This window comes from Herpetosiphonaceae bacterium, assembly GCA_036374795.1.
Taxonomy (GTDB): Bacteria; Chloroflexota; Chloroflexia; order Chloroflexales; family Kallotenuaceae; genus LB3-1.
Map to the genome: position 1 here is coordinate 46153 of DASUTC010000349.1, position 7549 is coordinate 53701.

Annotated in this window: 8 protein-coding genes; 4 read left to right on the forward strand and 4 right to left on the reverse strand. The window is 67.8% G+C overall.

The features are described from left to right. Positions 1–99 precede the first annotated feature (99 nt). Genes VFZ66_28290 through VFZ66_28305 form a run of 4 tightly spaced genes read right to left on the reverse strand, consistent with a single transcriptional unit; the run spans position 100 to position 3090 of the window. On the reverse strand, positions 100–1131 hold the full coding sequence (locus VFZ66_28290; protein HEX6293114.1) for a glycosyltransferase family 4 protein: 1032 nt from the start codon (positions 1129–1131) through the stop codon (positions 100–102). Between the two features lie 7 nt (positions 1132–1138). Next, the gene (locus VFZ66_28295; GenBank protein ID HEX6293115.1) at positions 1139–2305 is read right to left on the reverse strand and encodes a glycosyltransferase family 4 protein; all 1167 of its coding nucleotides are present in this window, start codon (positions 2303–2305) and stop codon (positions 1139–1141) included. Further along, complete coding sequence (locus tag VFZ66_28300; protein HEX6293116.1) at positions 2292–2675, reverse strand: hypothetical protein; 384 nt, start codon at positions 2673–2675, stop codon at positions 2292–2294. The genes VFZ66_28295 and VFZ66_28300 overlap by 14 nt, the downstream gene beginning before the upstream one ends. Beyond that, positions 2668–3090: a hypothetical protein gene (locus VFZ66_28305; protein ID HEX6293117.1), complete on the reverse strand. Its 423-nt coding sequence runs from the start codon at positions 3088–3090 to the stop codon at positions 2668–2670. The genes VFZ66_28300 and VFZ66_28305 overlap by 8 nt, the downstream gene beginning before the upstream one ends. 111 nt (positions 3091–3201) lie before the next feature. On the opposite strand from VFZ66_28305, the gene purD reads away from it, so the two are divergent. From purD to VFZ66_28325, 4 genes are all read left to right on the forward strand, one after another. Further along, a complete protein-coding gene (gene purD / locus VFZ66_28310; GenBank protein HEX6293118.1) occupies positions 3202–4497 on the forward strand; it encodes a phosphoribosylamine--glycine ligase in 1296 nt (431 codons plus the stop codon). Continuing rightward, positions 4494–5165, forward strand: coding sequence for a phosphoribosylglycinamide formyltransferase (locus VFZ66_28315; GenBank protein HEX6293119.1), 672 nt, complete (start codon positions 4494–4496; stop codon positions 5163–5165). The genes purD and VFZ66_28315 overlap by 4 nt, the downstream gene beginning before the upstream one ends. A 69-nt stretch (positions 5166–5234) precedes the next feature. Beyond that, positions 5235–6089, forward strand: coding sequence for a UbiA family prenyltransferase (locus VFZ66_28320; protein HEX6293120.1), 855 nt, complete (start codon positions 5235–5237; stop codon positions 6087–6089). An 85-nt stretch (positions 6090–6174) separates the two neighbouring features. Next, a partial coding sequence (locus tag VFZ66_28325; protein HEX6293121.1) for a glycogen debranching N-terminal domain-containing protein occupies positions 6175–7549 on the forward strand: 1375 nt, incomplete at its 3' end.

A 7549-nucleotide genomic window follows, 5' to 3' on the forward strand; every position in this document is an offset into this window, starting at 1 on the left:
TGTGAACAGAAATGGCCGCGTAACTCCTGTCAGTAAAACGTTCTCATCTCGCGGGACCGGCGCGGAGTCTAAGCGCCGGTCCCGTTTTCGTGTGTAGCGTCAGGATGCCAGCAGCGTGGTGACGACGTGCTCCCAGTTGATCTCGGCGACGCGGGCGAGATTGTCCGCGCCTAAGCGCCGGGCGGTCGTCACGTCGGCCAACTGATCGATCCTGGCCGCCAGCGCGTCGGCCTCCGGCGCGGTGACAAAGCCGCTGATGCCATTCTGCACGAATTCGAGCACGCCGCCCGCGTCGGCGGTGGTGAGCACGGGCTTTCCGGCGGCAAACGCCTCGATCGTCGCCAGGCCGTAATCTTCGTCGACGGGCGCGTAGTAGACGGCGCGGCAGCGGGCAAAAAGATCGAGGGCTGGCGTATCCTCGACAAAACCGGCGAATTGCACCCGCTCGCCCAGGCCAAGCGCCTGCGCCAGCCGCCGCAGCGATTCCTGCTCCGGCCCGCGCCCGGCGATGATCGCGCGGAGCGGCGCGCGCGATCGGGCCAGCGCGTGGAGCAGCAGGTCGATGCGCTTGGCCGCATCCAGCCGCGAGATCGAGAGGATATAGTCGTCGAACGGCCCCGGCTTGAGGCGGCTCATCAGATGGCTTGGCGGGTAGAGCGGCATGGCCTGAAGATCGTTGAAGCGCCGCAGCCGGGCAGCGACGTTGCGCGAGATCGCAAAGAGCCGGTGGGCCTCGCCCAGCGTGCGCCGATCGAGCCGCTGAAGCAGCCGCCGCGCCTCGGCGTCGCCGGGCTGCGCGCCCCAGTCCGAGAGCCGCGTGCCGTACCAGTCGTACGCCTGCCGATGCTGATGGACCAGCCAGACGATCTTGCGCGGATGCCGGGCGGCGTACGACGGAAACTTGGTGCAGATGATCGCATCCACGGGCCGCCCGCCGACCTGCGTCAGATCCAGCAGCCGCCATGTCAGCGCGCTCTTGAGCAGGTTCGGGCGCGGCGTCCATGCGAACGGTAGCGCGACAATTTCGGCCTCGTGGCCGTGGTCGCGCAGCGCATCGCGCAGGCCCTCGCTCAGCAGCTCAGCGCCGCCGCGCGCGAATGGAACCTGTGTTGTGCAGACAAGGATGCGCATCTGTTGGTCAGTCCGCGCCGAACACGGCGTCACAAAAGCGTGTGGCGACATCTTCCCAGCGACATTCACGCAGGACCCATTCGCGGCCCTGCTGGCCCAACTGCTGCGCCGTCGCCGGATCGCCGAGCAGCCGGTCGAGACTGGCCTCGAACTGGCGGTAGCCGCGAAACCACACGCCGCCGTTGGCCTGCTTGCAGTGCGCGACGGTGACAGCACAGTCGGCGTGGACCAGCACGGGCGTGCCTTGCAGCCAGGCCTCCATCACGACGATGCTGAAGCTCTCGAAGAGGCCGGGCATGCAGAAGATGTCGGTGGCGGCGTAGGCGTCGTGCTTGGTCTGCTCGCTCACAAAGCCCAGGTCGACGATCGACGAGCGCAGCGCGGGCGGCACCCGCAGCTCGCCTGATCCTGCCACGAGCAGCTTGACGCACGGGCCGCGCCGCGCGAGATACTCCTGAACATACGCCAGCAGCACCGGAAAATTCTTGGAGTGGTCGCGCCGCCCGGTGAAGAAGACGAAGCGCCCATCGACGCCGTAGGATTCGCGGAAGCGCGCGCCATCGCCCCGCCGCGTCAGGTCGATGCCCTCGCCGACGACCGGCACGCGGCTACGGTCGAGATCGGCCAGACGGCAGATCAACTGCTGCTCAGGCTCACTATTCGCCAGCACCTTGCGCACGGTGCGCAGCAGGCGACGGGTGGTGCTGTAGTAGGCGTACGGCTCGTCGTGCAGACACGGGATCAGGTAGCCGCGCTCCCCGGCGATCTGCGCGCCCCAGAAGCTCAGCGGAAACGCATACAGGAAAAAGGCCCAGCGCCGTCGATCGCGCTCCTGGGCCAGCGTATCCAGCAAGGCATCGCTGCCGGTGAGCGATTGGAGCAGGTTTAGCTCGTGGATCGGGTGCTGCGCCGCGAAGCGCCTGGTGATCTGCGCGCCTGTGCCGGTGCTGGGCGGGAAGCGCCGCACCCGAACGCCATCGACCTCGTCTTCGCCCAACGGGTAGTAGGGCACGAGCGGCGCGCGCGCGTCGCGGGCGGTGGTGCTCCAGACCTCGACGGATACGCCAGCCCGGTGGAGCGTCTGGACCAGATTGCGGGCCTGGGCTTCGGCTCCACCGGCGGTTTCGGAGCCGTACCACGGCAGCACGATCGCAACCGGCTCAGTCGCGCTCATGTGCTCCGTCCCTGTCACGCGCTGCCTGTGCCGCGCGCGCGGCGACCACCGCGCCGCGCAGCGCCGCATCGGCCTGGATCAGCCCTTCAAGCGTTTCGAGCAGCGTGCGGTTGAACTCGTTTTGCTGCGTCACCGCAGGCTCGACCGCGTGCGCGGCGATGCGGCGTACTACCCGATTGATGCGCACCCACAGCCGTTCGTAGGCCGTCCGCCCGATCAGCGGCGGTCGCGGCTCGACCATGTGATGCTCGCGCAGCAGCGGCAGGAGTTGCTGAAGCTCAAGCTGCGGGAAGCTCGGCTCAGGGCCAGCCTGGGCGGCAGCGGCGTCGATCTCGCGCTGGAGATCCTCAGCGCGTAGCATGTCAGACATTGGTTTCCGTATCGCTGGGTCGTGCGGGCGGGGTGCTCGCGGCGCGCAATTGGGCGATCTCGGCGGCAAGCTGGCGATTAGCATCGACCAGCAGGTGCAGCGTGCGCGCGACGGCGTTGTTGTAGGCGTTCTGCTGCTCGACGATCGGCGCGATGTACCAGCGCAGCGCGCGGCGGATCAACCGCTGTACAAAGACCTTGGCGCGCTGCCGGGGCGTGTGCCAGGTCAGCGGCCAGTGAGCGCTCACGGCTCGCAGCGCCTCCACCTCGGCAACGGCCTCGCGCAGCTCGTCGAGATCGACGCCAAGCTGCGCGGCGTGCCGCGTTGTATCGTCCAGGCTGCCGCGCGCGGCGCGCACTTCGGCGCGGATCTGCTTCAAAATCGCGCCAACGTCAATTGGCTGTTCGGTACTCATCGGCTGGCGAGTATAGCATATGCGCGTCCGCCGCGCCAGACGACGCGATCACCTGTGGTAGCATAGGGCGTCAAACAGGTTGTTGTTGATGTTGACATAAAAGAGTGTGCCATGAAAATCTTGCTGGTTGGCGGCGGTGGTCGTGAGCATGCCATCGCCTGGAAGATGCGGCAATCGCCGCTGCTGACGGAGCTGATCGTCGCGCCGGGCAACGCGGGCACGGCGGCGCTGGGGCGCAACGTGGCGGTCAAGGCGGACGACATCGCGGGCCAGGTGGCGCTGGCGATGTCGGAGCGTCCCGATCTGGTAGTAGTCGCGCCCGATAACCCGCTGGCGCTGGGCCTGGTCGATCGCTTGCAGACGGCGGGGCTGCGCGCGTTCGGGCCGACGGCGGCTGCCGCGCGGATCGAGGCAAGCAAGGCGCTTGCGAAGGAGGTCATGGCGCGGGCGGGCATTCCGACGGCGGCCTTTAAGATCGTGGACGAGTACGCGGCGGCGGAACGATTCGTGCGCGAGCAGGATCGACCGTTCGTGGTCAAAGCCGACGGCCTTGCGCTCGGCAAGGGCGTGATCGTCGCGGACACGGTCGACGAGACGCTGGACGCGCTACGGTCGATCATGCAGCAGCGGGCCTTCGGCGCGGCGGGCGCGCGCGTGGTGCTGGAGGAGCGCCTGCGCGGCGAGGAGGTGTCGTTTCTGGCCTTCGCCGATGGCCGCATGGTCGTGCCGATGGTCGCCTCGCAGGATCACAAGCGGCTGCTCGACGGCGATCACGGGCCGAATACCGGCGGCATGGGCGCGTACGCGCCGGTCACGGCGATCGATCGGCGGCTGAGCATGGAGATCACGGCGCAGATCATGCAGCCTGCGATCGATACGCTGGCCGAGATGGGGCATCCCTTCTCCGGCGTGCTGTACGCTGGGCTGATGCTGACCGAGGACGGGCCGCGCGTGCTTGAGTTCAACGCGCGCTTCGGCGATCCCGAAACGCAGGTGCTACTCCCGCTGCTGGAGAGCGATCTGGTCGAGATTATGCTGGCCTGTGTCGAGGGGCGGCTTACGCCCGACCTGGTGCGCTGGCGCGAGGGCGCGGCGCTGGGCGTGGTGCTCTCCGCCGAGGGCTATCCCGCGCAGCCGCGCAGCGGCGATCCGATCGATCTGCCCACCGCGCTGCCTCCGGAGACGCTGGTGTTCCACGCGGGCACCGCTCTGCGCGACGATCAACTGGTGACGGCAGGCGGTCGGGTGCTGGCGGCGGTCGGGCTCGGCGCGACGCTGCCGGAGGCGCACGCGCGGGCGTATGGTCTGGCTGAGCAGATCATGTTCGCGGGACGCCACATGCGGCGAGACATCGGGCGGCGCGGCTTGCAGGCGTCTGGCGCAGCGGGACGGAGCGAGCAGGCATGATGGCACACGAGCAGGCAGCCGAGCAGCGTCCGTTCACGGTCGCGGTGCTGATTTCGGGAAGCGGATCGAATATGCAGGCGCTGCTGGACGATCAGACCGGCTACACGGTCGGGCTAGTGCTGGCTGATCGAGCGGACGCCTACGGGTTGCAGCGCGGCCTCGCAGCCAGGGTGCCGACTGTGTGCGTTCCGCTGCTGAAGCCCAAAGACGCGGCGGCGCGGGCGCGCTGGGAGCAGCAGATCGCGGGGCTGCTCGATGTGTTCGATCCCGATCTGATCGTCATGGCCGGCTGGATGCGGGTGATGTCGGCGGCGTTTATCGCGCGCTTCGCCGGGCGGATCATCAACCAGCATCCCGCGCTGCTGCCCGACGACGCGGTCGATACCTATCGGCTGGCGAGCGGCGCGACGATCCCGGCGATCCGTGGCGCACACGCCGTCCGCGACGCGCTGCGCCTTGGCCTGCCCACCACCGGCTGCACGATCCACTGGGTGACAGCCGAGGTCGATGTCGGCCCGGTGCTGGCGCGCAGCGAGGTGCCGGTGCTGCCCGGCGACGACGAGGCCGCGCTCCACGAGCGGATCAAGGCCCATGAGCGCCGGATGATCGTCGAGGTGGTGCGGCGGTTGGCGGGGGATGAAAGAACAAAGGGAGAAGCAAGAACCTAGAACCAAACGAAAGAACAAAAGAACAAAGGAACAAGGGAACAAGGGGAATCCGAACTTGAAACTTGAAACTTGAAACTCATTCGAGAGGTTGCGCGGCGGCTGTGGAGCGTCTGCTCGCTGATGCATCCCGTGCCGGTGCTGTGTGTGCTGCTCAGCACGGCGATCTTTGCGCTCGTCGCGCGGTATCCGCCACATCTGCCGACCGTGCTGCGGCTGCTGGGCAGCATGGCCGGTATTCAGCTCGCGATCGGTGCGCTGAACGATTACGTCGATCTGCCGCTCGACCGGCAGGCAAAGCCGTGGAAGCCGCTGGTGCGCGGCGATCTGCGGCCCCGCACGGCGCTGCTGATCGCGGCGGTGGGTCTTGGCGCGGCGCTGCTGCTCGTCGCTCCGCTGGGGCTGCGGGCCACGATGCTGGCGCTGCTCGGCGCTGGCGCTGGCATCGGCTATGACCTGCTGCTCAAAACAACGCGCTGGAGCTGGCTGCCCTACCTCGTGGCGCTGCCGCTGCTGCCGATCTGGGTCTGGACCACCGTGCGCGGCTGGGACGCGCGGCTGCTGACGCTCTATCCGCTGGGCGCGCTGCTCGTCGTCAGCCTGCACCTCGCGAACACGCTGCCGGATATTACGGCTGATACCGGCTATGGCGTGCGCGGCTTTGCGCATTGGCTCGGTCCACGCTGGGCTACGCGGCTGTGCTGGCTGAGCGCGGCTGTCTCGCCGCTGCTCGCGATCGTCGCGGCGCTGGCTGGCTGGGCCGATCTCCGGCGGGTGCTCCCGGCGGCGCTGCTTGCGCTGCTCCTGAGCGGCTTGGCGATCGGCTACGATGCTCGATCGCAGCGCTGCGACTGGCGAATCTTCTTCACGCTGCTGGCCGCCGCAGCGGTGACGCTCGGCCTGGGCTGGCTGCTGGCGCTCTCCTGACGCCGTCTCCGCACAGCTCCCGTTCTGGCATATCCTCTGCTGTATTCCTCGGCGTACGTCCCGATCAAGCTGACAGGATACACCTATGAGTGAGCTACCGACCCACCATCTGGTTCGGCTCCGCCCCCGCAGCGAAACGCTCTACGTCAGTCAGGATCGCACGGTCCTGGCGATGGAGCGCGACGGCAACCTTGCCGACGGTCACGAGCATGGCCTCTTCGTCCATCAGACGCGGCTTCTGTCGCGCTACCGCTACCTGATCGACGATCGTCCGCCGATCCCGGTGGTGCTCTCGAATGTCGAGCAGCACTCGTGGCTCGGCTACTACATCGCGCTGCCGCCTGGCTTCGACAGCGGCGAGCAGGATCAGGGCAGCGGCCAGGTGGAGCAGATCTCGCAGCAGACGCTTGAGCTGCGGCTCTCGCGCTACGTCGGCGCGGGCATGCACGAGGACATCGATCTGACCAATTTCACGCAGCAGCCGACATCGTTTGAGCTTGCGCTGGAGGTGGATGCCGACTTTGCCGATCAGGCCGAAACCAAAGGCGAGCGGCAGCAGCAGGGCCGCATCGACCGGACGTGGCGTGAGCTGGGCGGTGGCGCGTGGGAGCTGAGCTTCGATTATCAGGTCGAGCAGACCTACGATCATCAGGGCAATACCGGAACCGCCCGCCTGCACCGTGGTGTGACGCTGCGTATCCAGGATGCGACATCGCCGCCGTCATACGAGGATGGTCGGCTGACGTTCAAGGTTGAGCTAGCGCCGCACGGCACCTGGCACGCCTGTCTCAACGTCATCCCGCAGATCGACGGCGAGACGCTGGAGCCGCGCTACGGCTGCCGCTCGTTCAGCGGCATTCATGGCGAGCACGATCGGCGGCGCTACGCCTTCTTGAGCGCGGCGACCGTCTTCGCCACGCCTGAGAACGAGTCGCTCGCGCCAATCGTCGTGGGCACGCTGGAGCAGGCCAAGCGCGATCTTGTGGCGCTGCGCCTCTATGACCTCGATCGGCACGAGCACGCCTGGACGATCGCCGCCGGTCTGCCGATCTACACCGCGCTCTTTGGCCGCGATACGCTCACCGCCGCGTGGCAGGCCAGCCTCGTCAGCCTCGATCTGATGCGCGGCACGCTGCCTGAGCTGGCCCGCTGGCAGGGCACCGAGGTCAACGACTGGCGCGACGAGCAGCCGGGGCGCATGCTGCACGAAGCTCACACCGGACCGCTGGCGATGCTCAACATCAATCCGCGCCGCCGCTACTACGGCTCGATCACCACGTCGGGCTTCTATCCCGTGGCGGTTTCCGAGCTATGGCACTGGACCGGCGACGCCGACGCGGTGCGCCCGTACGTCGAGCCGGCGCTGCGCGCGCTGGCGTGGCTCGATCGCGAGCGCTTCCACGACGGCCTCTACACGTACCAGACGCGCTCGAGCGACGGCGTGAAGCATCAGGCATGGA

Excerpts from the sequence above, each read along its gene's own strand:
- purD (HEX6293118.1), top strand. The coding sequence starts at position 3,202 with ATGAAAATCTTGCTGGTTGGCGGCGGTGGTCGTGAGCATGCCATCGCC.
- VFZ66_28295 (HEX6293115.1), bottom strand. The coding sequence starts at position 2,305 with ATGAGCGCGACTGAGCCGGTTGCGATCGTGCTGCCGTGGTACGGCTCC.
- VFZ66_28290 (HEX6293114.1), bottom strand. The coding sequence starts at position 1,131 with ATGCGCATCCTTGTCTGCACAACACAGGTTCCATTCGCGCGCGGCGGC.
- VFZ66_28305 (HEX6293117.1), bottom strand. The coding sequence starts at position 3,090 with ATGAGTACCGAACAGCCAATTGACGTTGGCGCGATTTTGAAGCAGATC.
- VFZ66_28315 (HEX6293119.1), top strand. The coding sequence starts at position 4,494 with ATGATGGCACACGAGCAGGCAGCCGAGCAGCGTCCGTTCACGGTCGCG.
- VFZ66_28300 (HEX6293116.1), bottom strand. The coding sequence starts at position 2,675 with ATGTCTGACATGCTACGCGCTGAGGATCTCCAGCGCGAGATCGACGCC.